Consider the following 1,033-nt stretch of genomic DNA (forward strand, 5'->3'; position numbering starts at 1 on the left):
CCACGCCCCCGCATCCCACGCGGCTCTATGGAGCCGTTCACCGCCAGCGGTCCCGGATCAAGTCCGGGACGACGTAACGTTACGCCGCGACCGCCTCGGTCCCGGCGATCGAGGTGCGGTGCATCATGCGCCCGGTCGATTTGTCGTAGGGGATCGCCCGGTGCATCGCGCCGGTGTTGTCCCAGATCACGAAGTCGCCCTTGGTCCACTTGTGGCGCAGCGAGAACGCGGGCTGCGCGGCCCATTCCTGCAGGCGGATCAGCATGGCGCGGCCCGCCGGTACTTCCATGCCGACGATGTGGTCCGCCGTGGTGCCGATGACCATCGACTTGCGCCCCGATTCGTGCGTCCACACCAGCGGATGCTCCTTGATCAGGCCGATGCCGAGCACCTTCTCGCGATGCTTTTCCGGGATGGCGTCGGCGATCGGCGAGAGGCTGGCGCGCACCGAATGCACCGCCTTCAGGCCCTCGAGCGCCTGTTTCTCCTCTTCGGGAAGGCCCTCGTAAGCGGCATACGTGCTGGCGAACTCGGTCTCGCCGCCCTTGTCGGGCGCGATGCGGCAGGACAGCAGCGTGGCGAAGGGCGGCGGCATGTCCACGGTGATGCCGTCCATGTGCCAGAAGAAAGTGCCCAGCACATATTCGGGCTGCGGATTGATCTTCTCGTCCAGCGTGACCTGGTAGACGTCCTGGTCGTTGTTCTGCACGTTGTTGCGCGCCGTCAGGCGGATCTTCTCGCCCATCGCCTCGGTGATGGCGAGCTGCTCCTGGTCGGTGAGGTTCGCCTGCGGGAACACCACAACGGTGCGCTCCTCCACCTTGGCGCGAATCGCTGCGGCAGCCTGGGGCGTGAACAAGTCGGCGCGGTCGTCCCAGATCACGCGCGAACCGATGAATTCCTTGATATCTTCGAAACGGATAGCCATCTGGCCGTCTCTCCCGGCGTTATGCTGAACATATGTACAGCACGCCAATACACCCGATCGCGGCGAGCGTAAACGGGGCGGAGAACACACCGCCGGGGCGGGCGG

1 protein-coding gene is annotated in these 1,033 nt (G+C 65.4%); it reads right to left on the reverse strand.

Annotated elements, in window-relative coordinates; all coding sequences use genetic code 11:
* Positions 1–79 precede the first annotated feature (79 nt).
* On the reverse strand, positions 80–928 hold the full coding sequence (locus ACYPYD_RS26375) for a TauD/TfdA dioxygenase family protein (RefSeq protein ID WP_036523577.1): 849 nt from the start codon (positions 926–928) through the stop codon (positions 80–82).
* Between the last annotated feature and the right edge of the window lie 105 nt (positions 929–1,033).

The sequence above is a fragment of the Novosphingobium sp. 11B genome, from assembly GCF_054589055.1.